The organism is Dyella sp. ASV21 (assembly GCF_016428975.1).
Classification (GTDB): domain Bacteria; phylum Pseudomonadota; class Gammaproteobacteria; order Xanthomonadales; family Rhodanobacteraceae; genus Dyella.
The window spans coordinates 1-311 of record NZ_JAELTT010000371.1; the positions used below are offsets into that span (position 1 = coordinate 1).

Below are 311 nucleotides of genomic sequence, written 5' to 3' on the forward strand. Positions count from 1 at the left end.
AACCATCATCCGGCGATGAAAGTGGTGGCGCCGGTGCGCAAGGAAATGGGCGTGCGCACGCTGTTCAACATTTTGGGTCCACTGACCAACCCGGCCGATGCGCCCAATATCCTGATGGGCGTGTTCCTGTCTCTTATACACATCTCCGAGCCCACGAGACCCGTGACCGAATCTCGGTTGGCGTGGTGGGGGTGGAAAAGGGGGGGGGGGGGGGGGGGGGGGGGGGGGGGGGGGGGGGGGGGGGGGGGGGGGGGGGGGGGGGGGGGGGGGGGGGGGGGGGGGGGGGGGGGGGGGGGGGGGGGGGGGGGGGG

General features: G+C 73.6%; 1 pseudogene. It reads left to right on the forward strand.

From position 1 onward, the window contains the following. A pseudogene (trpD, locus tag JHD67_RS21950) lies at nucleotides 1-126 on the forward strand (anthranilate phosphoribosyltransferase); the annotation flags it as partial. Nucleotides 127-311 lie beyond the last annotated feature (185 nt).